Raw genomic sequence first — 21,671 nt, 5'->3', positions numbered from 1 at the left:
ATTTGGTGAAAACAAGGCCAAAACATAAAGCAAGTTCTTTTCATACTTATAGTACTTTCCCTGATCGTACAAAACCCGTTAGGCTCGTTGCCGTATTGCTTCTTTATTCAGTTTCCCTGTTCCAGGTTCACCGGTGTCATCACACATAACTTTTCTGCCCTCAGGTTCTGGTTGGCAGCAATTATCAAGATGACTCAAATAGTTGGGCAGGGTAGATTGCACCATACACCCAGGTTTCTTTGAGAGGGTAAGTACCGCAAAAAATCTACTTTTGTACAGCCGGCATTCCAGCAGAGGAAGGCGCGGCTGTTTCTGTATTTATCTTGGGAGGTGGTCTCCATCTCTCCTAGCACACATTACATGAATCTAACAACCAAGCTCTTCGCCGGCTTCGTTCTAATCTCCTTTCTCTTCACCACGGTGGCCATTGTCAATTACCGCCTTTCTGAGGATGTGATTTCCAACTCGGCCTTCGTGTCAGACTCCCAGAACATCACCCGTACGTCGGCCTCGCTGCAGAGAAGCATCATTGACATGGAGACCGGTATGCGTGGCTATCTGCTTACCGGCAACCGCACCTTCCTGGATCCTTATTTTTCGGCGGCGGCCCTAATCCCCGGCCAGTTTGACCTGCTCAAGAAACTGATGAAGGACAACCCAGATCAGCTGAAAAGAGTGAAAGAGATTGAAGACCTGCACCGGAAATGGCGCGATGAATTTGCCGTGCTGCTGATTGAGGAGAAAGACAAGGAAAACAAAACCTCAGACCTCTACCGCGGCATTCAGAAACTGGAACACGGCTTTCTAGTGCTCAACGAGGAAGGGAAACGCATCACTGACCAGATGCGGATTTATTTCAAGGACTTTAACAGCATTGAGTACAAGGTGCGCGAAGCCCGCAATGCCCGCCTGGCTGAAAGTATCGCGGATACGCGCCGGATCTCCACCACTTTGACGGTGATCTCGGTGATGCTGGGCTTGGTTTGGGCCTACTATATTACCCGCCTTATCTCGCGCCGGATTTTAAAGATGGTGAACCTAGCCGACCGGATCTCGCACGGCGAATACAAAACCCAGATTGAGGACGATGCCAACGACGAACTCACCCGCCTCTCTGAGTCCCTGAACCGGATGGCCTCCACCATTGACAACACCTTCACGGAGCTGGACAGCAAAAACAAGGAACTGGATCAGTTTGCCTACGTGGTATCCCATGACTTGAAAGCCCCCTTGCGCGGCATAGAGAACGCCTCGCGCTGGGTGGAGGAAGATATGGGCAAGGAACTTCCCTCTCACATCCAGGAGTACCTTTTGATGATGCGCGTGCGGGTTCACCGCATGGAGAACCTCATCAACGGTATTCTGGCGCTGGCCCGCATTGGGCGGTCCCACCTCGAGGAAGGCATGGTAGATGTGCAGGCGCTGCTGTTTGAGGTCATTGACATGCTTAACCCACCCCAGGGCTTCAAGGTGCATTTGCCAGAAAGGCTACCGGTGGTGCAGGGCGCCAAGGTGGAGCTGCAGCAGGTATTCTCCAACCTGCTCAGTAATGCCATCAAGTACCACCACCGAGAACACGGCAACGTGACCGTCACGCACCAGCAACTGGAAGATGCCCATGAGTTCTCAGTCATTGACGATGGCCCCGGCATTGAGGAAGAGTACCATGATCGCATATTTGTGCTGTTCCAGACCTTGCAGGAGCGTGATGCCGTGGAAAGTACCGGCGTGGGTCTGGCCATCGTGAAAAAGATCATTGAGCGCCGCGGGGGAACCATCAAAGTCACTTCCACTTTGGGAAAAGGGTCGGCTTTTACCTTCACCTGGCCTACCCGCGTTTTGGAGGAAGCCTGATTACCCTTATATTTGAAGAATTACCAATACCAAAAGAGTAACTATGAGTGAATTGCAACCAAGTATTTTGTTAGTGGAAGACGATTACCTTGATGCCATGAGCGTGGAGCGTGAATTGCGGAAAATCAAGGTAATGGTGCCGCTACACAAAGCCAAGAACGGACGCGAGGCCCTGGCCTTGCTACGGGGGGAGCCTGGTACACCTAAGTTAGACCCATTGCCCAACCTTATTCTGCTGGACATCAACATGCCTAAGATGAACGGGATTGAGTTTCTGGAAGAGCTCCGCAATGATCCGTACCTCTCAGACATGAGCGTGTTCATCATGACCACTTCCAACGAAGACTCAGACCGATTTGCCGCCCAGAACCTGCGCGTGAACGGCTACATTGTAAAACCCCTCACCTTTGACACCTTCAACGACGGCGCCTCCAGCCTGGACAGCTTCAGCCTTTTCCTGGATTTACTCAAACTGAAACCCCAATAACCTTTTTTATCCCCCGGAAAAGCCGCGGGGCGTTTGGGAGCCGTTTCCTCAGAAACGGCTCCCAAACGCCCCGCGGCTTCTTTTATATACTGCTTCCGAGGTTCCTCTTAGAAGTGACCACTCAAGGTCCTAGCATCCATAATGTCTCTGGAATGTCTCTGGTTCAAGTATTCAACTTGGACCTATTATGGGCTGAAGTTTGCAACTCCAGTGAGGCTAAAAGCCTCAAAGTGGCTTTCCTGATGATTTAACAGTAAGTTTCGCGGCAAAAGGAACCTACTTCTACCCCTCATCTTCTTTTGTAGCCTATTGCAGTTCTATCTGGCAAAAAAGAAATAATTTATTTCCTGATTTTTCCTGAGGCTGTCGCCTCACTGAAGTTGCAAACTTCAGCCCAAGGTAGGTCCAAGTTTAAAACTTGAACCAGAGTTATAGGAGAATCTACAGGATAGTAGACCTTACAGGATTTCCTCTAATATGGAAACTTCTGCATCGGGCAGCAATTTGAAGGACAGGCGGTGGTGCGGCGTGGTACCATGCTCCCTGATGGCGTTTCTGTGCACTTTGGTAGGATAACCCGCGTTCTGTTCCCATTTGTACTGCGGGTAAGTGGCGGCTAACGCGCACATGAGGTCATCGCGGTGGGTTTTGGCCAGAATAGAGGCCGCCGCGATGTTGTAGAACCGGCTGTCGCCTTTGACCATGCAGGCGTGCGGCACTTCCTTGTAAGGATTAAACCGATTTCCGTCCACCAGCAAATACTCCGGCGAAATGTTCAGCAGATCGGTGGCGCGGTGCATGGCCAGGAAAGAGGCGTTGAGGATGTTGATCTCGTCTATCTCCTGCGGACTCACCTCGGCCACGGCCCAATAGATGGCCTCGCGGCAGATCTCCTCCCGCAGTTGTTCCCGCTGTTTGGCCGTGAGCAATTTTGAATCGGTGAGCAGCGGGTGGGAATAATCCAGCGGCAGCACCACGGCCCCGGCCACCACGGGCCCGGCCAGGCAGCCGCGCCCGGCTTCATCCAGGCCTACCTCCAGCAATTTACCGCTATGATTTGCAATCAGCATTGTAAGACGTTTTTATCAATTCTCAATACAAAACAGGCAAAGGAGGCAAATAATTCGCGGAATGTATAGCTCCTTTTAGATATATCTCATTAAATTAAGCGGTCAAATACTTTAGAAGCTACTGACTAACATGCGTTCAAGGCTTCTTTTCCCTGCCCTCACCCACACCAAACAAACATGCAAACGATGACTCCGAAAACCCAAACCCCGCACGAGATTCTGGAAAGTCCCGATTTTAAGAAACTGGTCAAGAAACGCTGGTCGGTCTCGCTGGTGCTCACCTTTACCATGCTGGTGGTGTACTTCGGGTTTCTGCTCACCGTGGCGTTCAACAAAGAGGTGCTGGCCACCAGAATCGGGGAGTATACCACATTGGCCATTCCCATCGGGCTGGGCATTATCCTGTTTGCCTGGGTACTCACGGGCGTTTATGTCTTCTGGGCCAACAGCGACTATGACACCTCGGTGCAGAACCTGAAAGACAAAATCCAATAGCCGTCCCAACCCCAAACTGACACTCAAAAGCACCATGTCCTCTTCTCTTCTGCTACTGTTACAGGCCCCCAGCACTTCCACGCTAGGCACGGCCAACCCGGTTTCCATTGCCATGTTCTTCCTGTTTGTGGCCGTGACGCTTTATATCACCTATTGGGCCGCCAAGAAAACCAAAACCGGCTCTGAGTTCTACGCCGCGGGCCGCAACATTTCGGGTTTCCAGAACGGCCTGGCGCTGGCCGGAGACTACATGAGCGCCGCCTCTTTCCTGGGTATTGCCGGCATGGTGGCCACCAAAGGCTACGACGGCCTCATCTACTCCATCGGGTTTCTGGTGGGCTGGCCACTCATCATGTTCCTGATTGCCGAGCCGCTGCGTAACCTGGGCAAGTACACCTTCGCTGATGTGGTGGCTTTCCGGCTTCGGCAGCGTCCCATCCGCATCGTTTCTTCCGTAGGTTCGCTCCTGACCATTGCCTTTTACCTCATTGCCCAGATGGTGGGCGCCGGCGGGTTGATCAAAACGCTTTTCGGGCTGGATTATGAGATTGCCGTGGTAGTGGTGGGCTGCGTGATGACGCTGTACGTGTTGTTTGGTGGTATGATTGCCACTACCTGGGTGCAGATCATCAAGGCGGTGTTGCTGTTAAGCGGTGCCACCGTGCTGGTATTGCTGTCGCTGGCCAAATTCGGGTTCAGCCCGGCTAATTTGCTGGAAAGTGTGAGCACACAGTACGGCCAGGAAATGCTGGCGCCGGGCGGCTACATCACCAATCCGTTTGATGCGCTTTCGCTGGGCTTGGCATTAATGCTGGGCACCGCTGGACTACCGCACATTCTCATGCGTTTCTACACCGTACCCGATGCCAAAGCCGCCCGTAAATCGGTGTTCGTGGCGACTGGGTTCATCGGGTATTTCTATCTATTAACCTTCCTGATCGGTTTCTCGGCCATGGCACTAGTGGGCAAACCAGCCATTGAAGGCATAGACAAGGGCGGCAACATGGCGGCCTTACTGCTGGCCGAACAAACCGGCGGCACCGCTTTCCTGGGCTTCATTGCCGCCGTGGCTTTCGCGACTATCCTGGCCGTGGTGGCTGGTTTGACCTTATCGGGGGCTTCCAGCATCTCGCATGACTTGTACGTGCACGTATTCAAACACGGCGTCTCTGATGAGAAAGGCGAGATGAAAGTGGCCCGGCGCGCTACCGTGGCCTTGGGTATTCTGTCTATTGTGTTGGGCCTGGTGTTCAAAGGGCAGAACGTGGCCTTCATGGTGGGTCTGGCGTTCTCCATCGCGGCCAGCGCCAACTTCCCGGCCCTGCTCATGTCTATCATCTGGAAACGGTTCACCACCAAAGGTGCGGTCTGGAGCATCGCCACGGGCGCCATCCTTTCTCTGGTTCTGATCGTGCTGAGCCCCACCATTATGGTAGACATCATGGGTTATGACGAGGCGATTTTCCCTTTGAAGAACCCGGCGCTGGTGTCTATGTCCGGCGCTTTCCTCATGGGGATTATTGTTTCCCTGCTTCAGCCGGAGGAATCTGCCGCGCTCAAGTTTGAGTCTGAGAAGCTCAGGACGTACCTGGGCGTGGGCGCTGAATAGTTTATCTCTTTCTCCTGGCGTTTTAAGGCTGATTTCATGAAAACGGCCTCAAAACGCATGGCTGGCCATTTTCAGGCGCACCGCTGCTTTGGCGCTGTTTTTTATAAAATGGGCCTAAAACATCTGCTTCTGACCACAAAGGGAGGCTTTTCTTGGCTCCCTCGGCAGAAATTCTAACTTTAAGACCTCAAACCGAACGACACAAACAAATGGATTACCGCATAAAATCATTTGAAGAGTACCAGGAAACTTACCGGAAAAGCGTGGAGCAGCCCGAGGAGTTCTGGGCCGGCATTGCCGAGAATTTTACCTGGCGCAAAAAGTGGGACAAGGTGCTGGACTGGAATTTTGAGGAGCCCAACGTGAAGTGGTTTGTGAACGGCAAGCTCAACATCACCGAGAACTGCCTGGACCGCCACCTGGAGAAAAGAGGCAATAAACTGGCCCTCATCTGGGAACCCAACGATCCCAAAGAGCGCTACATCCGGTTCACCTACCGCGAGCTGCACGAGAAAGTCTGCCAGATGGCCAACATCCTCAAGCGCAACGGCGTGCAGAAAGGCGACCGCGTCTGCATCTACATGCCCATGATTCCCGAGTTGGCGTTCAGCGTATTGGCCTGCGCCCGCATCGGGGCGGTGCATTCGGTGATTTTCGCGGGTTTCTCGCACACCGCCATGGCCGACCGCATCAACGATGCCCAGGCCAAGGTGGTCTTGACTTCAGATGGTTTGAACCGCGGCCCCAAGCAGATCCCCGTGAAACGCGTGGTAGACGAGGCTTTGGAAACCTGCCCCAGCGTACAGAAAGTGGTGGTGGTAGACCGCGTGGGCTGGGCCGTGAACATGGTAGAAGGCCGTGATGTGTGGTACCACGAGGAACTGCAGCACGTGGACAAAACCTGCCCCGCCGAGGAAATGGATGCCGAGGACATGCTCTTCATCCTATACACCTCCGGCTCTACCGGTCAGCCCAAAGGCGTGGTGCACACCATAGGTGGCTACATGGTCTACACAGATTATACCTTCCGGAACGTGTTCCAGTACGACGAGAGCGACATCTACTGGTGTACCGCCGACATCGGCTGGATTACGGGTCACTCCTATCTGTTGTATGGTCCGCTTTTGTCCGGTGCCACCACGCTGATGTTCGAGGGCGTGCCTTCGTTCCCGGATCCGGGCCGTTTCTGGCAGGTAATTGACAAATTCGGGGTGAACATTTTCTATACCGCGCCTACCGCCATTCGCTCGCTCATGGCCGCTGGCCTGGACCACGTACTTTCTTACAGCCTGGATTCCCTGAGGGTGCTGGGATCGGTGGGGGAACCTATCAACGAGGAAGCCTGGCACTGGTACCACATACACGTGGGCAAAGAACGCTGTCCGGTGGTAGACACCTGGTGGCAAACCGAGACGGCTGGCATCATGCTCTCGTCGCTGGCCGGTGTGACACCCATGAAACCGAGCCACGCGGGCTTCCCTATGCCGGGCGTGCAGCCTTTGCTGCTGGACCAGCACGGCGAGGAGATCACCGAGAACGAGGTGGAAGGCTACCTCTGCATGAAATTCCCGTGGCCCGGCATCATCAGAACCACCTACGGCGACCACGAACGCTGCCGCCAAAGCTATTTCAGTGCCTACAAGGGCCTCTATTTCACCGGCGACGGCGCTAAGCGTGATGCCAACGGCCTCTGGCGTATCATCGGGCGGGTAGATGACGTGATCAACGTATCGGGGCACCGCTTCGGCACTGCCGAGATTGAGAACGCCATCAACCAGAACAGGCACATTGTGGAGAGCGCCGTGGTGGGCTACCCGCATGACGTGAAAGGACAGGGCATTTACGCCTTTGTGGTGTGCGGCGAGGAAGCGCCAACCAGTCCAGAGCACCTCCGCGCCGAGGTTATTGAAACAGTGGTGGAACAGATAGGCAAAATCGCGAAGCCAGACAAAATCCAGATTGTGAGCGGCCTGCCCAAAACCAGATCGGGGAAAATCATGCGCCGCATCCTCAGGAAAGTGGCCGAGGGCGATACCTCCAACCTGGGCGACACCAGCACGCTGCTGGACCCACCCATTGTAGACGAAATTATCCAGGGGGCTTTATAGCCCCCTTTTTTTATGCCCGCTGTTTTAAGCCTGTTTTTGGAAAATCGGCATGAAAACAAAATTCTTGCCGCGCTGTTTCTGAGGAGAGGTAATTGCCTCAACCTTTTAGCGGGGGATGGGGTAAGGAAAAGGGGATTTGCCTGCCAACCCCTCACGTAAAACTAACCCAGGAAACCATGAACTTAGATATCCAACACGATGAAGATGCCCAGCAATTCACTGCCCTGCTGGAAAAAGAAGACATAGGCGAATTAGCCTACGCGCTCCCAGATGAGGAAACCATTGACTTTCAGCACACCTACATTGAGGAAGAACATCGGAACAAAGGCTACGCCGAAAAACTCATCAAACACGGCATTGACTACGCGGTGTCCAAAGGCCTAGAGGTACGCGCCTCCTGTCCGGCGGTGGCCAAATACCTGGAGAGGAATCCGCTGTAATCTCCACGCTGCTTCCCGGTGATTTGGCCGGCTAGCGGACAGATGGCTTGAAGCAAAACAGGAACGGCAGGCAGGACGCCTGCCCTTCCTGTTTTAAGGCCGTTTTGCTCAAAACGGCCTTAAAACGAAAAAGAGCCTGCGCCGGGGCACAGACTCTTCTCTCTACAAACAAACCTTAGATCTTTGCCTAGGCTTTAGGTATTTTCAAGGTCCAACCCACGTCAATGAGGTTGGGGTCTTTGATTTTATCTAAGTTAGCCTGGTGTATTTTATGCCACTGGGAAGCATCGCCGTAGAAGTTCTTGGCGATTTTTGAAAGCGAATCTCCGCTTTTCACCGTGTAGGTGTCAAAGGCGGGTTGGGTGGCCGCAGCAGGCTGGGCAGCGGCAGGCTGCGCCACTACTGGCTTGGCGGCAGGTTGGGCCACAGGCTTTTGCACCGGCTTCTCCTCCCCTTTTTTAAGAAAATCAAATAGTCCCATAGTTGTATTTTTCTATTGATGGTCAGATCCTTTATACGATATCCAATTGGTATACAGGCTAATTCTTACGCGGCTGGTTTAGATTGGTTTGTTTATTTTCATAGAACTGTGTACAAAAACGCACGTATGAAAAACGTGTTTGCTCACGGCAAATACGTAGACACCTGAACCTAAACGTAAAACTATGAAAATGACAATCACCTCTCCGGCTACCCGTCTGTTCACGCTTATCTGCCTGGTCTGGCTCAGCGCTTTCTCTTACAGCTGTAACAAGAAGGCTGAGGACGGCGGCAACACGCAGATGATCTCGGGTACCACCAGCAAAATCTGGAAAGCCAGCAAAGAAACCACCGCCTCCGGCGAAAAAGACAAACTCACCTCCACTGAGAAACAGGAGCAGATCCAATTCTTCGCCAACGGAAACTTCACCCAGACCTCAGAAAGCCAGTCGGCGAACGGCACCTGGACCTACAGCGCGCCTAACAAGACCCTGAGCCTGACCTACGCCAACAACAACGTAAGCGAGAATTTCACCGTGGCTGAACTGGACGACGATGACATGAAACTACAGGCCCCCGATGGCTCCACCATGACCTTGAAAGCTGAGTAAACCTCCTTTGTTTTCAACCATAGCCCACCCAGACATTTTTGGGTGGGCTATTTTTTGCCTTCGGCTATAAGACTAAGTCATTTGCAACCGGTGATTCCCCGAGGACAGATTTGCGCCCCATTTTTCAAAAACGTATCATTAACGCAGGAACCAGATTCTCACCTCATCCCGGCCCTCCATGAAATTCCGTCTGCACCTGTTTGAACTGGAAGACCAACCCTGGTTTCCGCATGTGGTGCGTCAGGGCATGATGGATGTGCTGCGGTTCATGATCACGGCCTTGGGCATTTACAAACCCATAGTACCGCTGTTGCGGAATGCGTTGGCCCATACCGGGCAAACCCATCTCGTAGACCTTTGTTCGGGCGCGGGCGGCGGCATCCGGCAAGTGTGGCAGGAACTGGAGAAACAAGCCGGGCAGCGCTTCACCATCACCCTCACCGACAAATACCCCAACCTGGAGGCCTATGCGTTTCTGGCGGCCCAGACAAACGGAGGCCTTCTTTTTGAGACACAACCCGTAGACGCCACCGCCGTTCCGCCGTCTTTGGCAGGTTTCCGGACGGTTTTCTCGGCTTTTCACCATTTCAGGCCAGAAACGGCTACGGCCATTCTGACGGATGCAGTGCGGCAGAACCAGGGAATTGGTGTGTTTGAGGGAGCGGGCAAGCGTTGGCACGAGCTGCTGTTGGTTTGGCTTGTGTTTCCCTGGGCCATTCTGCTCTTTACGCCCTTTATCCGGCCATTTACCTGGCGCCGCCTTTTCTTCACCTACATCATCCCGTTGATTCCGCTGGGCACCATCTGGGACGGCACGGTTTCTTTGCTGCGCCTGTACACGCCGGCGCACCTGGAGAAGATGGTGGCCTCCATCCACGCGCCGCACTATACCTGGCACATCGGGCGGGCCCGGCACTGGAGCGGCACCGGCGTCTTGTATTTAGTAGGCTATCCATCGTAAACTACCCGTATGAACTCCTCCTGGTCCGATGCTTGGCGCCTCCTCCGCATCCCGTTTTCTTTGTTCCTGATGCCTATTTTCTGGTTCGCGCTGAGCGCCGTGCCGGAGGTGTCTGCAATACGGGCGGTGGCCGTCTTCCTTATCCTGCACCTGTTGGTGTACCCGGCCAGCAACGGCTACAACTCCTACTATGACCGGGATGAGGGCAGCATCGGCGGCCTGAAACACCCGCCTAAAGTCACGCAGACGCTGTACTGGCTCGTGCTGATCTTCGATGCGCTGGCGGTGGCGTTCTCCGCGCTGCTTTCCTGGCTTTTTGCCGCCATGGTGCTTGTGTACCTATTGGTGTCTAAAGCCTATAGTTATGAAGGCATCAGACTCAAAAAATACCCAATCCTAAGCACGCTGGTGGTAGTGGTTTTCCAGGGGGCTTTCACGTTTGCCATGGTGCAGGTAGGCAGCGGCGTAGCTGATGAACAGATTTTAAGCACAAACAACCTGCTGCTGGCCCTGGTAAGCTCCCTGTTTCTATGCGGCTCTTATCCGCTCACGCAGGTGTACCAGCACGAGGAAGATGCCCGCCGCGGCGATGAAACATTAAGCCTGAAACTGGGTTTGTGGGGCACTTTCATCTTTGCGGCCGTCAGCCTGCTGGTGGCCTCGGGGGTGCTCTTCTACACGTATTGGCGCCGCGAGGAAACCTGGCATATCCTGTTTTTCCTCTTGGGCACGGGTCCGGTCTTGATGGTTTTCAGCCGTTGGCTATGGCAGGTAAGGCAGAACCCCGCCGCGGCCAACTTTGAAAACACCATGCGCATGAACAAAGTATCTTCTCTGTGCATGAGCTTCTCTTTCTTCTTTATTTTGCTCTGGCAACTCTGGCGCGGCTAAATGAAGGGAACTATGGCCTGCGTGGCACGTACATCGTTTTTAGGCCAAATCTCTGAAATCATGCTGAAAATCTATTGGGTAGCGGTACTGGCCTTTATGTTCAGTTGCCAATCTTCACCATCAGAAGAAACTGCCACTTCCAACTCAACTGGCCCTTCCGGCACCCCTGCAAAGAAATCCGCCACCAGCGATTCCGCGCAACCGGTGCAACATATTGTACAGCGCACCCATCCGTTCTCTTCTCCAGAGAAGCCAGACTACTTCCGGCTGGCCCTGCACGGCAACTCCATCGCCAAAGGCGAAGTGGAATTCACCATTACTACCCAAGACGGCACCACCATTTACGAGGAAAACTTTCCCGCCGCCGATCTGGAGGCCAGCATGGTCTATGAAATGGAAAACTCCTCTGCCACACAGGCCGAGCGCGAGGATTACATCATCAAACGCATGGAAGGCTTTGTAGAAAACGCCGATTTTGTGGAGCCCGCCATCGCGCCCAATGCTCCGGTACAAGCCTCTTTTGTGAACGAGACCACCTGGAAACGCATCCAGGCCAACCCCAAAGCCATCGGGTTTAAGTACATGCTGGGTAAAGAAGATGGCCGCCTGCTGGTCTATGACTCCGCGCAGAAGAAAGCCGTGCGCTACGGCAGCTTCGGTGGGTAAGCGGTAGAATTGTTGACCACCCCGCCCTGCGGGCACTCCTCCTGAGTCAGGAGGGGAGTTTCTGAATGCCTGCGCTATACCGTTTGCTTAAAAGACCTTGCAGCATCGGGAGGTCCTGCGAGCGTCTGCGCCATTAGCTGTTTTAAGGCCCATTTTTCTGAAAACACTTAAAAACAGGAAGGCCCCGCAGATTTCTCTGCGGGGCCTTCCTGTTGTAATATATGCTTAAGACTAGCTGTTCATGGAGATCAGGAACTCGTCGTTGTCTTTGGTCCCTTTCATGCGGTCTTTCAGGAACTCCATGGCTTCTACGGAATTCATGTCTGACATAAACTTGCGCAGGATCCAAACACGGCTGAGTTCGTCGCGGTCCATGAGCAGATCCTCGCGGCGGGTACCGGAAGCCGGCACGTCGATGGCTGGGTACACCCGCTTGTTGGCAAGCTTGCGGTCCAGCTGGAGTTCCATGTTACCGGTTCCTTTGAATTCTTCAAAGATCACCTCGTCCATTTTAGAGCCGGTGTCAATCAAAGCGGTAGCGATGATGGTCAACGAGCCGCCGTTCTCTACGTTACGGGCTGCCCCGAAAAAACGCTTAGGTTTGTGCAACGCGTTGGCATCCACCCCACCAGATAGGATTTTACCGGAAGACGGAACCACGGTGTTATAAGCCCGGGCCAGACGAGTGATGGAATCCAGTAGAATAACCACATCGTGTCCGCACTCTACCATGCGCTTGGCTTTGTCCAACACAATGCTGGAGATCTTCACGTGGCGCTCGGCCTGCTCGTCAAAGGTAGAGGCAATTACCTCGGCTTTCACGCTGCGGGCCATATCGGTTACCTCCTCTGGGCGCTCGTCAATCAACAGGATCATCAAGTAAACCTCGGGGTGGTTTTCGGTGATAGCATTCGCAATCTCCTTCAGCAATACCGTTTTACCGGTCTTAGGCTGGGCCACGATCAAACCACGCTGACCTTTCCCGATGGGGGCAAACAGGTCCATGATGCGGGTTGAGTATTGGCTGGAGCGGGTAGTCAGTTTTAAACGCTCTTCCGGGAAAAGAGGCGTCAAATGCTGGAATGGAATCCGGTCTCTGATTTCCTCGGTGGTACGGCCGTTCACGGAATCCACCTTCAGCAACGCGAAATACTTCTCGCCTTCTTTCGGGGCCCGTACGGTACCTTTCACGCTGTCACCGGTTTTCAGACCGAATAACTTGATCTGCGACGGAGACACATAGATATCATCTGGGCTGGCCAGGTAGTGGTAGTGCGCCGAGCGCAGGAAACCGTAGCCGTCCTGCATTAATTCCAGCACGCCTTCGTTGGCGATGACGCCGTCAAACTCGCGGTAATTGACACTATTGGCATTGTTCTGCTGCGGCCGGTTCTGGTTCTGGTTCTGGTTGGGCTCGCGGCGGTTCTGCCAGTTAGGGTTGTTATTGTTGCTATTGTTCTCGCGCGGCTCGCGGTTCACGTTTCCGTTTTCTCTCGGCTCACGTTGCTCACGAGGCTCTCTGGCGGTATTTTCCCTTGGCTCGCGGGCCTGGAATTCTCTTGGCTCACGCTGTTCTCTTTCACGAGGCTCGCGCGGCGCGTTGTTCTCTCTCCCTTCTCTTGGCTCTCTTTGTTCACGGGCATCGCGCGGCTGGAATTCACGGGGCTGCATACGGCTCTCACGCGGCTCAGGGCGGTTTTCCCGAGGGGCACTGTTCTCACGCGGTTCGCGGTTCTCGCGGGGCTCTGGGCGCGCGGCTGACTCGCGGGTCTCACGGGTATCTTCCCGCAGGGTGTTAGGCGTGCGCACGCGCTCTTCCCGGGCCGTGGCCGGTGCGCGCTCTGCTCTGGCCGGACGCTCAGGGGCGGTTCTGGCCGGGCGGCGGGCGGGTGCTGGGGCAGGTGCTTCTTCAACCGCAGCTAAAACCGGGGTCTCTGCCGCAGGGGCAGGCGTTGGGGCGGGCGCGTCGGCTACCAGGGCCTCAGGGGCGGCAGCTTCTGCTACGGCCACCGGGGCATCGGTGAGTTCGTCTGCCTTGCGCGAAGATTTTTTATATTTTTTGGGGAGATTCTCAAGGGGGGTAACGGCTTGCTGATCCAGGATTTTATAGATCAGATCTTGCTTGCTGAGCTTCTTGAAGTTCGTGACGCCGAGGTTCTCAGCAATTTCTTTGAGTTCTGAAAGAAGAGAATCTTTCAACTCGTCAATGTTGTACATAAATTGAATTAATTAGCTATTCGGTTTAAATGCATAGCAGTTGCAGAGCGCAACGGGCAGACGGATAAAAACAGGAAAAAACTTGGTGTGTAAGGTAATGAAGAACCCGGATGACGGTCGTTCAGAAAATGTACTGCAATGTTAGACAGCCTTGTTCTATTTTACAAGCAGTACGAGAAAATTAATATATAAAGTTACACAAATTTTCATAAAAAAGTGCCCTTTGCCGCAGCCTATCCAAAATATTCTATTTTTGCGTACAGATAACCAGACGCACCATGTTACAGATACCCGTTTTACGCGAGCAAACCGATCTTGTTCTTGCTGGCTTGCAGAAAAGAAACTATCCAAATGCCGCCCAGGAAGTGCAGGCTTTGCTGGACCTGGACCAGAAACGCCGGTCCCTGCAAACCGAGCGCGATGAGCTCCTGGGCCGCGCCAATGCCCTGGCCAAAGAAATTGGCGGCCTTATGAAAAGCGGCCAAAAGGAACAGGCCGAAGCCCTCAAAACCGAAACCGCCGAGCTGAAACTGCGCACCAAGTCTTTGGACGAGGAAGTACAGAACCTGGAGCAGGCGCTGCAACAGGCCCTCTATAAACTGCCCAACATTCCACACAGCAGCGTGCCCGCCGGTCGTTCTGCCGAGGACAATGAGGTGGTGCTGGAACATGGTACTATCCCAACTTTGCCCCAGAACGCCCAGCCCCACTGGGACCTGATCAAGCAGTATGACATTATTGACTTTGAATTGGGTATTAAGATTACGGGTGCCGGTTTCCCGGTATACAAAGGCCAGGGAGCCCGTTTGCAGCGCGCGCTCATCAATTTCTTCCTAGACGAAGCCCTCAAAGCCGGCTACACCGAGGTACAGCCTCCTATTGTGGTGAACGAAGCCTCGGGCTACGGCACCGGCCAACTTCCTGATAAAGAAGGCCAGATGTACCACGCCACCGCCGATAACCTTTACCTGATCCCAACCGCCGAGGTGCCCATCACCAACCTGTACCGCGACGAGATCATAGATGGAAGCAAGCTGCCCATCAAGAACGTGGGCTACACGCCTTGCTTCCGCCGCGAGGCCGGTTCCTGGGGTGCCGATGTACGCGGCCTGAACCGCCTGCACCAGTTTGACAAAGTGGAGATCGTGCAGATTCAGGCACCGGAAAAATCCTACCAGGCGCTGGAGGAGATGAGCCAATATATCCAGGGTCTGCTGCAGAAACTGGAACTGCCCTACCGCGTGCTCCGTCTCTGCGGTGGCGACATGGGCTTCACCTCTGCCCTTACCTATGACATGGAAGTTTACTCTGCCGCCCAGGGCCGCTGGCTGGAAGTAAGCTCCGTCTCTAACTTTGAAACCTACCAGGCCAACCGCCTGAAACTGCGCCAACGCACCGAAGGCGGTAAACCTCAGCTGCTGCACACGTTGAATGGCAGCGCCCTGGCCCTGCCCCGCATTGTAGCAGCCCTGCTGGAGAACAACCAAACCCCAGAAGGAATCAGGATACCGAAAGCCTTGCAGGCCTTCACCGGGTTTGAGATGATCACCAAATAAATAAGTTCTGCCAGAGGATAATTCTTCTTGATTCTGAAAAGCGTTTCAGGCTTGTTTTGAGAAAAACAGGTTTGAAACGCTTTTTGGCTTTATTAGGGTTTGGAAGGAGGGTTTTCCTGATGTTAGCAACGTGCATGGAAAATGCAAGTGTTTGCAAAGTGCTCCTTATTCTTGTTGGTGTGACTTGATTTCGCGGCTTTTCCAGTTAGCTTTTTGAGGCTGATTTGCTATTGCGTAGTCCGGTTGTGCTGGCGTGGGGCCGCAGTTTGCGTGGGTTCATGAGCTGAGTTGTTGCATAGCTGGGCTCCGTGCGCTCACGGCCGCGAGGCCCCGCCTTCCGGCCTCGCGCTGCTGTTTTAGCCTTGGCCGGTTGGCCTGCCTGCGGCACCAGGTCTAAAACAAAGGCGCTCCACCGAAAGGCTGGGATTGGGAATATGGTAGGAACGCCTCAGACCTCGCAGCGTCCGGAGGTCCTGCGAGTGTCTTCTATATTTGACATGGTTCAAGTCTGTGACTTGGACCTAAAATGACCGGCAGTTTGCAACTGCCGTGAGGATACAATTGGACGAGGACAGGTTTAATACTAGAAAATGTAGCCCCTCTTGAGGGAGGAAGGGTGTCTACACCTGGTGATCACTCATTCCCTTGGCAAATTTCGTAGGGGCAATCCTTTGTGGTTGTCCTGTACTCTGCACGATCTCCACTACATCCTACCCGTTACCCGCCAAAGCAGCATCCAACTCTTCAGGGGAGGGGTTTTTCATGGGGGTTTGCTCCCCTACCACTACCATGGGAAAACGCACTTTGCCGCGGTTCATGTCTTTGATGGCTTGCATGGCTTCGTCGCTTTGCTCTACGTTGATGTAGTCATAAGCCACGTCATGCGTTTTGAAGTAGTCTTGAATGGCAACGGTTTTCTTGCACCAATCGGCACCGTAGAGAATGGGTTTGGCGGCCATAACATAGAGGGTTGGTTTGCCGTTTTGTACGTCTTTTCCGGAAAACAGGCCGAAAACAAGGCGCCTCCGGCATAAGTCTCAAGCAAGGTGGTCCACCTCCGGCAGTTGGAAATCGAAGTTGATTTCGCGCATACAGCGGAAGTGGCGCTCAGGGCATTTGGTGTAGCCTATCTTAGAGCAGGGACGGCAGTACAGGTTTTTCACCTCCATTACCTCAAAGTCCTTGGTGTAAGGGTACATCCCGAAGGCGGGCACGGTGTTTCCCCAAATGCTGTAGATCTTTTTCTGGAAGGCCGCGGCGATGTGCATCAAGCCGGTATCATGGCTGAAAACCGCTTGGGCCTGACGAACCAGCGAGGCTGATCCGTTGAGGTTGTATTTTCCGCAGGCGTTGTAGATAATCGTACGGTTTGCTGGGTTAGGAGATTCGTGGGAATGATAAGGCTCAGAGGTGAAAAAGACCTCAATCATGTGCGCAATGGGAACATCCTCCTTGCCTCCCAGCAGTACGATGGGGCCGTTGATTTTCTCGCACAGTTCAATCAGGCGGTCTACGGGTAGGCGCTTGGTATAGTGCTGCGCCCCGATGGCAATGGCGTAGTAGCCTTTCTGGTGAGACGCCGGCAAGGTGCTCAGGTCTATCTCATCTTTCTCGGGGATGAAATAGTCCAGGCCTTCCCCGTCGTTCTGCACGCCTAGCGGTGCCGCCGTGGCCAGGTAACGGTCCACGATGTGCACATCCGGCATCCGGTTTATCTTGAACTTCACCAACAGCCACTTCTGGTAGTTGAGCTTATCAAAGCTGCGGGCGGGACGGCCCAGGCGAGATTTCAATACGCGGGTGCGCAGGTTGTTGTGCAGGTCCAGGATCAGGTCATACCGCTCGGCTTTCAACTGCAGAAGCAAATCCTTTAGGGAATTCTCCAGGCAGAACACCTTGTCCACATACGGGTTGCTGGCAATGATATTCCGGAAGGCGGCCTTGGTGCAGAAATGAACTTCTGCCCCCAGCACCTGCTCTTTCACGCACCGGATAACCGGCGTGGTGAGCACAATATCGCCGATGGAAGAGAACCGGATGATGAGGATTTTTTTCAAGCGCAAACAGTTTAACCCATCGGCAAAGGTACGGGTCTTACGGCAGATTTCCCGCGGGTGAAAGAGGCAGCTTTGGTCTCCTCAGTTTTAACGCTGTTTTCTGAAAAAGGCCACCAAAACAGCCACCATTAAAAGCGCCACTGCGAGGTAAGAAAGATAGTCTGATTTACTGAATTGAGGTTCTTCTACTTTTTGGTGACTGTTGCGGTAAGCGTTAAGGAGGGCATATTCGTTGATCCAGTTTTTAAGTAAGAGTGGTTGAATGCGCATATAAGCTTCTGCTTCCCTTTGTAATAATTCATTTTCAGAAAACATTTCACTTTTCTCACTTATTTGAAGCTCTAATGGCCTGAACGTAGGTAAATCTGTAATACTTCTAGACATCCCACAACTTTTATTGATAAGAACTTCTTTGTAGGAATTAACGCTTGCTTGTTTAGTGTAAAATATCGCTACACCCATAGGCCACTTTTTTACATAACCCAAGGGCTCATAATCAATGTCAGCACTTAAGTAAATTGTATCTGTGCTTACTTCACCCTTAAATACATCTAAAACTTTAATGATTGTGCTCTTGTCTTTTGATCCAATTACTTCGCCAAGAAATATAGTCTCGCTTTCTTGAATATACTTCTGAACTACAGGTAACCAATTTTCTTCATCTGGCAATGAGCAACTTGAAGAAAAAGAGTTGAAAGTTAGAGCCATGAAAAAAATCACGAACAACAATTTGGTCATAAAATTCTGTTTAATTGATTAGTTTAGACAGGATGAACCAGGGCACTGCTTTCCATAAATTCACGTCATAGAAAAAAACCTTTCACTATGGCTATTCTGTTTTAGAGCCCTTTTCTGAATTGAACATCAAAAAAGCCTGCAGCTTTTGCCGCAGGCTTTTCCTTTTCAAAGACACAATCCCTTACAACCCGTATTTATCCAGCAAATACACCAGCGCGGCCATAGAGGCGCCGCCTAGTTCCAGTTCGCGGCGGTTTACTTTGTCGAAGGTGTCATTGGCGGTGTGGTGGATGTCAAAGTAGCGCTGGGAATCTGGCCGGAAGCCGATGAGGGCCACGCGGTCATCTTTCAGCGGACCGATATCGGCGCCGCCGCCTTCCCGGTCAATGTCATGCAGGCCGTAGGGAGCCAGCAATTGGCGCCAAGCGAAGGCTTTCTGGTAAGCCGCCTCGGTAGTAGTCGCAATCCCGAAACCACGGGGCGTGAATCCGCCAGCATCCGATTCAATGGCGGCAAGGTGTTTCTCGCCCTGCTTTTTGGCCACCTCGGCGTACTTGGTACCACCGCGCAGGCCGTTTTCCTCGTTCATGTACATCACCGCCCTGATGGTGCGTTTGGGTTTGTAGCCCATGGCGCGCATCAGGCGCAGCACTTCCATAGACTGCACGCAACCGGTTCCGTCATCATGGGCGCCTTCACCGATGTCCCAGCTGTCCAGGTGGCCGCCTACTACAATGATCTCCTCGGGTTTCTCGGTGCCTTTGATCTCGCCAATGACATTGTAGCTGAGCACATCGGGGAGCCATTGCGGGTTCATGCGCAGGTGGAACTGAAGTTTCTGGTCTTCTTTGAGCAATTTGCTCAATAAATCGGCGCCTTTGGTGCTGATGGCCACGGCCGGGATTTTAGGGGCGTCCTCGGCGTAGCGCAAACCGCCGGTATGTGGAAAGTCATCGTTGTTGGAGGCCATGGAACGTACCACCACGCCCACGGCACCCAGCCGTCCGGCCTCGGAGGGCCCGCTGGAGCGCTGGTCTACGGCTCCGCGGTACGCGTGTCCGGTAACGATGTGCGTCTGGTCAAAGCCCCGGTTGAAAAAGACGATCTTGCCCTGCACCTTTTTCTTGCCCAACTTCTTCAGCTCTTCCAGGCTGTTTACCTCTATCACATCGGCGGTGAGCCCGGTGGCAGGGGTAGCGACAGAACCACCAAGGGCCAGCACGTTCACCTCGCGGGTAGGGGTGATCTTGGAGTTCACGATGGCCGCGTACTCTTTCTCGCCCCGAACCCAATGCGGTACCATCACTTCCTGCAAATACACCCGGTCCAGACCCATCTTCTCCATCTCCTGGCGGGCCCACTCTACGGCAGCGGCGGCCTGCGGCGAGCCGCTCAGGCGGGCGCCAATGCGGCTGGTAAGGTAACGCAGTTGGTCATAACTCTGGCCCTGGGTAAGTGCCACATCATAAATCCTGCGGATGTGCAGGGAATCCTGGTTCTGAGCACTGGCCGCCAATGGCAGACAAAGGGCGGCAGCCAGGGTAATCTGTTTGAGAGAGCGAAGCATATAAGAGGGTGAGGTAGGATGGTATATAGTCAGCAGTTCACTTATCCAAGCATCCAAAAATAGGAACTGTCAACTGCAAAACCACAGACTAGTTCATTCTTTCTGTTTCTATAGTAGTTTACAAGCAGAAGGGCATTTCAAAGATGTATTTTCAAAAACAGTCCTAAAACGCCTTTCACAATTATTCTATACCTTAGTTGTTGAAATCCAATTTACCAGATGCAACCCATTTTTAATTCCTTCTTTTCAGGTAGTTTACGCCTTACTGTTTTGCTGCTACTTTTTCTTTTTTGCAACAGCAGACAAGCTCAGGCACAGAAAACAGATAGCTCCACTACCAAGAACGCCTCTTATGAGCACCTGGAACTGGACGAAAAACCTGAGTTTCCCGGAGGAATCAATGCTCTAATGGCATATTTAGGAAATAACGTTATTGTTCCCAGCCATCTTAAACGGGCAGGACTTGAAGGGTTGGCGGTAGCCAGCTTTATCATCAATAAGAAAGGAAGAATCGTTTCTGTTGAAATCAAAGAATCCCTTCATCCTGATTTAGACCGGGAATTGGTCAAGGTAATCCAAAATATGCCACATTGGAAGCCAGCCCGAAACAAGGGAAAAAGAGTAGCGGTAAGGTTCAGCGTTCCATTCAGGGTAAAAATAACTTAGCGCTTGTGGAGAGATGGTTTCAGGGCCATCCCTCCACAAGCGCTAAGTGGGTAAAAGGATTTGACAATTGCGTCTTCGATGTTACTTCAATTCCAAAATCCTTTTCAAATCTTCCGCTGAAACGGTGAGCAGGCCTACCGGCGGGAGACGCTCGGTGAGGATGCGCCAGTTGGGCTCGGCTTTGAAAACGGGTTCCAGGATTTTGATGGCCTCATCTACTTTGCCGGTGTTGGCCACCGTGATGCCGTGCCAGTACTGCATCTCCAGGTTGTTGGGCTGCAGTTTCTCTGCGGCGCCGTATTCCTTCATAGCCAGCGCCATGTCGTTTTTCTCCACGGCCAGATCGCCGTTGTTCATGTGCTCATAGGCGCGCTGCACGGTGAGCAGGCGACGCAGTTCCCGCAAAGGCAGTTCGTGGTCGTCTACCCGGAGGTCCACCAACCGCTCGTTCCAGGGCTCTTTTTTGCTTTTGCCCGGAACTACCAACAGCGCGGCAGATTGTCTTCCCCTGATGTCCCCGCCCTGGGCTTCGGCAGCGTCCAGCACGGCCAGCATCCGCTCAGCCAACGGCAGGTGCGAGTTCTGCTCAAAGGCCTTGGCCATGGCGGGCCACACGGTCTCGTTCAGCATCATGTTGGCCTGTACCGAAAAGTCTTTGCCCGTGATGTGCCCGGCATAGGTAATGCATTTTTTACCGGTATGGGTAGCCACGCCGCCTTTGGCATCCAGGATAGCTACCTGGCGCACCTCGCGGCCCGGATCATTGGCAAGCAATAGTTTCAGGGTTTCCTCAGCGGTTTTTCCCTGTTTCATCAGCGCCAGTCCGCGCAGCCCGAAGGATTTGTTTGTGAACGACTGGGTGGCTACTACGCCTACTCCGGCCTCACCCCAACTCACGGAGGTGCCAACCGAGAACCAGTGACTTTGCACGGCTACAGCCATCTCGCCGGTTTTAGGGTCGCGGGCCACAATGGAATAGGTGTGGGCCAGCGGCTCCTGTGGTTTATAGACCTGGGCCGCGGCCGGCTGGCTTATGGCCAGGGCACCGAAACCCAGAAGAATCAAAAGCTTTTTCATGTTGTTTTGTCTAATAAATAGACCTGTAAGATAAGGAAAATTAGCCGCTCTTGGTTTATCCTGCGCCAAGAGGCAGCCGTACAGAAAGTTACTCCACCGCCCCTGCTTTTTACCCCGTCCG

At 53.2% G+C, this 21,671-nt stretch carries 20 protein-coding genes; 12 read left to right on the top strand and 8 right to left on the bottom strand.

The features are described from left to right. Positions 1-360 precede the first annotated feature (360 nt). The gene (locus J3P35_RS07585) at positions 361-1,854 is read left to right on the top strand and encodes a sensor histidine kinase (RefSeq protein WP_210463724.1); all 1,494 of its coding nucleotides are present in this window, start codon (positions 361-363) and stop codon (positions 1,852-1,854) included. A 43-nt stretch (positions 1,855-1,897) separates the two neighbouring features. Then, a complete protein-coding gene (locus tag J3P35_RS07580) occupies positions 1,898-2,341 on the top strand; it encodes a response regulator (protein WP_210463723.1) in 444 nt (147 codons plus the stop codon). 458 nt (positions 2,342-2,799) lie between these two features. On the opposite strand, the gene J3P35_RS07575 is transcribed toward J3P35_RS07580, so the two are convergent. Continuing rightward, a complete protein-coding gene (locus J3P35_RS07575; RefSeq protein WP_210463722.1) occupies positions 2,800-3,411 on the bottom strand; it encodes a ribonuclease HII in 612 nt (203 codons plus the stop codon). Positions 3,412-3,588: 177 nt separating this feature from the next. On the opposite strand from J3P35_RS07575, the gene J3P35_RS07570 reads away from it, so the two are divergent. The 4 genes from J3P35_RS07570 to J3P35_RS07555 all read left to right on the top strand — a co-directional run bounded on the left by J3P35_RS07570 (position 3,589) and on the right by J3P35_RS07555 (position 8,063). After that, the gene (locus J3P35_RS07570; RefSeq protein ID WP_210463721.1) at positions 3,589-3,906 is read left to right on the top strand and encodes a DUF485 domain-containing protein; all 318 of its coding nucleotides are present in this window, start codon (positions 3,589-3,591) and stop codon (positions 3,904-3,906) included. Positions 3,907-3,940: 34 nt separating this feature from the next. Then, positions 3,941-5,515 (top strand): sodium:solute symporter family transporter, encoded by a 1,575-nt coding sequence (locus tag J3P35_RS07565; protein ID WP_210463720.1) that lies wholly within the window; start codon positions 3,941-3,943, stop codon positions 5,513-5,515. Positions 5,516-5,724: 209 nt separating this feature from the next. Continuing rightward, a complete protein-coding gene (gene acs, locus J3P35_RS07560) occupies positions 5,725-7,623 on the top strand; it encodes an acetate--CoA ligase (RefSeq protein WP_210463719.1) in 1,899 nt (632 codons plus the stop codon). 176 nt (positions 7,624-7,799) lie between these two features. After that, the gene (locus J3P35_RS07555) at positions 7,800-8,063 is read left to right on the top strand and encodes a GNAT family N-acetyltransferase (protein ID WP_210463718.1); all 264 of its coding nucleotides are present in this window, start codon (positions 7,800-7,802) and stop codon (positions 8,061-8,063) included. 187 nt (positions 8,064-8,250) lie between these two features. On the opposite strand, the gene J3P35_RS22095 is transcribed toward J3P35_RS07555, so the two are convergent. After that, complete coding sequence (locus tag J3P35_RS22095; RefSeq protein WP_210463717.1) at positions 8,251-8,544, bottom strand: LysM peptidoglycan-binding domain-containing protein; 294 nt, start codon at positions 8,542-8,544, stop codon at positions 8,251-8,253. A gap of 184 nt (positions 8,545-8,728) precedes the next feature. On the opposite strand from J3P35_RS22095, the gene J3P35_RS07545 reads away from it, so the two are divergent. From J3P35_RS07545 to J3P35_RS07530, 4 genes are all read left to right on the top strand, one after another. Beyond that, on the top strand, positions 8,729-9,154 hold the full coding sequence (locus J3P35_RS07545; protein WP_210463716.1) for a lipocalin-like domain-containing protein: 426 nt from the start codon (positions 8,729-8,731) through the stop codon (positions 9,152-9,154). Between the two features lie 178 nt (positions 9,155-9,332). Then, entirely contained in the window at positions 9,333-10,115 is a 783-nt protein-coding gene (locus J3P35_RS07540) for a class I SAM-dependent methyltransferase (RefSeq protein ID WP_210463715.1), read from the top strand. Between the two features lie 9 nt (positions 10,116-10,124). Continuing rightward, on the top strand, positions 10,125-11,006 hold the full coding sequence (locus J3P35_RS07535) for a UbiA family prenyltransferase (RefSeq protein ID WP_210463714.1): 882 nt from the start codon (positions 10,125-10,127) through the stop codon (positions 11,004-11,006). Positions 11,007-11,066: 60 nt separating this feature from the next. Then, entirely contained in the window at positions 11,067-11,672 is a 606-nt protein-coding gene (locus J3P35_RS07530; protein ID WP_210463713.1) for a hypothetical protein, read from the top strand. Between the two features lie 231 nt (positions 11,673-11,903). Here the strand turns inward: J3P35_RS07530 and rho are convergent, their stop codons facing one another. After that, entirely contained in the window at positions 11,904-13,889 is a 1,986-nt protein-coding gene (gene rho, locus J3P35_RS07525) for a transcription termination factor Rho (RefSeq protein ID WP_210463712.1), read from the bottom strand. Positions 13,890-14,167: 278 nt separating this feature from the next. On the opposite strand from rho, the gene serS reads away from it, so the two are divergent. Beyond that, positions 14,168-15,445 (top strand): serine--tRNA ligase, encoded by a 1,278-nt coding sequence (gene serS / locus J3P35_RS07520; RefSeq protein ID WP_210463711.1) that lies wholly within the window; start codon positions 14,168-14,170, stop codon positions 15,443-15,445. A 710-nt stretch (positions 15,446-16,155) separates the two neighbouring features. Here the strand turns inward: serS and J3P35_RS07515 are convergent. The 4 genes from J3P35_RS07515 to J3P35_RS07500 form a co-directional block, all read right to left on the bottom strand. Further along, positions 16,156-16,404 (bottom strand): glutaredoxin family protein, encoded by a 249-nt coding sequence (locus J3P35_RS07515; protein WP_210463710.1) that lies wholly within the window; start codon positions 16,402-16,404, stop codon positions 16,156-16,158. A 78-nt stretch (positions 16,405-16,482) separates the two neighbouring features. Beyond that, positions 16,483-17,502 carry a glycosyltransferase family 9 protein gene (locus J3P35_RS07510; protein ID WP_210463709.1) on the bottom strand — a complete coding sequence of 340 codons (1,020 nt, stop codon included), beginning with the start codon at positions 17,500-17,502 and terminating at the stop codon, positions 16,483-16,485. Positions 17,503-17,589: 87 nt separating this feature from the next. Continuing rightward, positions 17,590-18,240 (bottom strand): hypothetical protein, encoded by a 651-nt coding sequence (locus J3P35_RS07505; RefSeq protein WP_210463708.1) that lies wholly within the window; start codon positions 18,238-18,240, stop codon positions 17,590-17,592. 181 nt (positions 18,241-18,421) lie between these two features. After that, positions 18,422-19,807, bottom strand: a complete 1,386-nt coding sequence (locus J3P35_RS07500; RefSeq protein ID WP_210463707.1) for a M28 family peptidase — start codon at positions 19,805-19,807, stop codon at positions 18,422-18,424. A gap of 219 nt (positions 19,808-20,026) precedes the next feature. Here J3P35_RS07500 and J3P35_RS07495 point away from each other — a divergent pair, with 219 nt between their 5' ends. Then, complete coding sequence (locus J3P35_RS07495) at positions 20,027-20,473, top strand: energy transducer TonB (protein WP_210463706.1); 447 nt, start codon at positions 20,027-20,029, stop codon at positions 20,471-20,473. A gap of 81 nt (positions 20,474-20,554) precedes the next feature. Here J3P35_RS07495 and J3P35_RS07490 read toward each other — a convergent pair whose 3' ends face one another. Further along, on the bottom strand, positions 20,555-21,550 hold the full coding sequence (locus J3P35_RS07490; protein ID WP_210463705.1) for a DUF1028 domain-containing protein: 996 nt from the start codon (positions 21,548-21,550) through the stop codon (positions 20,555-20,557). Between the last annotated feature and the right edge of the window lie 121 nt (positions 21,551-21,671).

Source organism: Rufibacter roseolus, from assembly GCF_017916365.1.
GTDB lineage: Bacteria > Bacteroidota > Bacteroidia > Cytophagales > Hymenobacteraceae > Nibribacter > Nibribacter roseolus.
This window is presented reverse-complemented; position numbering and strand designations above follow the sequence as displayed.

Bases quoted from the DNA above. Each gene is read 5' to 3' on its own strand.
- J3P35_RS07555 (WP_210463718.1), top strand. From the start codon at position 7,800: ATGAACTTAGATATCCAACACGATGAAGATGCCCAGCAATTCACTGCC.
- J3P35_RS22095 (WP_210463717.1), bottom strand. From the start codon at position 8,544: ATGGGACTATTTGATTTTCTTAAAAAAGGGGAGGAGAAGCCGGTGCAA.
- serS (WP_210463711.1), top strand. From the start codon at position 14,168: ATGTTACAGATACCCGTTTTACGCGAGCAAACCGATCTTGTTCTTGCT.
- J3P35_RS07575 (WP_210463722.1), bottom strand. From the start codon at position 3,411: ATGCTGATTGCAAATCATAGCGGTAAATTGCTGGAGGTAGGCCTGGAT.
- J3P35_RS07515 (WP_210463710.1), bottom strand. From the start codon at position 16,404: ATGGCCGCCAAACCCATTCTCTACGGTGCCGATTGGTGCAAGAAAACC.
- J3P35_RS07530 (WP_210463713.1), top strand. From the start codon at position 11,067: ATGCTGAAAATCTATTGGGTAGCGGTACTGGCCTTTATGTTCAGTTGC.
- J3P35_RS07565 (WP_210463720.1), top strand. From the start codon at position 3,941: ATGTCCTCTTCTCTTCTGCTACTGTTACAGGCCCCCAGCACTTCCACG.
- J3P35_RS07535 (WP_210463714.1), top strand. From the start codon at position 10,125: ATGAACTCCTCCTGGTCCGATGCTTGGCGCCTCCTCCGCATCCCGTTT.
- J3P35_RS07580 (WP_210463723.1), top strand. From the start codon at position 1,898: ATGAGTGAATTGCAACCAAGTATTTTGTTAGTGGAAGACGATTACCTT.
- J3P35_RS07505 (WP_210463708.1), bottom strand. From the start codon at position 18,240: ATGACCAAATTGTTGTTCGTGATTTTTTTCATGGCTCTAACTTTCAAC.
- J3P35_RS07490 (WP_210463705.1), bottom strand. From the start codon at position 21,550: ATGAAAAAGCTTTTGATTCTTCTGGGTTTCGGTGCCCTGGCCATAAGC.
- acs (WP_210463719.1), top strand. From the start codon at position 5,725: ATGGATTACCGCATAAAATCATTTGAAGAGTACCAGGAAACTTACCGG.
- J3P35_RS07495 (WP_210463706.1), top strand. From the start codon at position 20,027: ATGCAACCCATTTTTAATTCCTTCTTTTCAGGTAGTTTACGCCTTACT.
- J3P35_RS07540 (WP_210463715.1), top strand. From the start codon at position 9,333: ATGAAATTCCGTCTGCACCTGTTTGAACTGGAAGACCAACCCTGGTTT.
- J3P35_RS07500 (WP_210463707.1), bottom strand. From the start codon at position 19,807: ATGCTTCGCTCTCTCAAACAGATTACCCTGGCTGCCGCCCTTTGTCTG.
- J3P35_RS07570 (WP_210463721.1), top strand. From the start codon at position 3,589: ATGCAAACGATGACTCCGAAAACCCAAACCCCGCACGAGATTCTGGAA.
- rho (WP_210463712.1), bottom strand. From the start codon at position 13,889: ATGTACAACATTGACGAGTTGAAAGATTCTCTTCTTTCAGAACTCAAA.
- J3P35_RS07545 (WP_210463716.1), top strand. From the start codon at position 8,729: ATGAAAATGACAATCACCTCTCCGGCTACCCGTCTGTTCACGCTTATC.
- J3P35_RS07585 (WP_210463724.1), top strand. From the start codon at position 361: ATGAATCTAACAACCAAGCTCTTCGCCGGCTTCGTTCTAATCTCCTTT.